1 protein-coding gene is annotated in these 782 nt (G+C 43.7%); it reads left to right on the top strand.

Annotation, left to right across the window (positions count from 1 at the left end; translation table 11 throughout):
- A partial coding sequence (locus tag A3738_RS10745) for a LysR substrate-binding domain-containing protein (protein WP_231876618.1) occupies positions 1-246 on the top strand: 246 nt, incomplete at its 5' end.
- Positions 247-782: the final 536 nt, after the last annotated feature.

Raw genomic sequence — 782 nt, 5'->3', positions numbered from 1 at the left:
GCTAAAATCCCCGTCGTCGGATCAATCAACCAAATCAGCCAAATCCTAGAACCCTTAACTCGCGGTATTGGCTTCACAGTGCTGCCTAAAAGCGCCATCGACAGTTTTCATAGCCCAGAATTACTGCAAGTTTTAAAGCCGAAACAAGCCGTGAAGGAAAACCTATATTTGATTAGAAAGAAAAATAGAGAGTTACCTAAAAGATGTGATGCGCTGAATGCAATCATAAAGAATATGTGGGGTTAGCGTTTAGGTTTTGAGGTTTTCTGATCGCACTCTATGCAATTTGTTGAGCCAACATCAGTCACTAAAATTTTTCTAATATAGCACTGGGCTAATTCTTCTTTTCCTGTCGGTGGCGACCGACAGCGCCTTGAGACCTTTGTTTCGCCAAAGGTCTTAAGATGGCACATGCCAGCCTCTCTTGCTTCGCAATTCACCTTCATCTAAAGGCGACCCGGATCGCTTACGCGCTCGACGGGATTGTCCCTTCGTTCGACTTTTGAGAATGAGGTAATACGCAGTGTTTACTATCAAGTCACTTCCGCGCAGGCAGCACAAAAGCGCTTTAGTGCGTTGAACGACCAACGGTCGACCCGAAGGGTAAGCGAAGCACATCATCTATTGTTTAAAGTGCAATGCACGGAGTTAGACAGAAGCGGACGTTGAGTACACTCTTAATAAAATAAATCTAGCGACTTTCTTTTCAAAACAAAGATCTGATCTTCGAGCGATTCTTACGTCTGTTCTTAACCCATAATGGTGTAAGAAAAACACCAACT

It is taken from the genome of Oleiphilus sp. HI0066, assembly GCF_001635725.1.
Note: the sequence above shows the minus strand (reverse complement) of the source record. Positions and strands in the feature narration are given on the sequence as shown.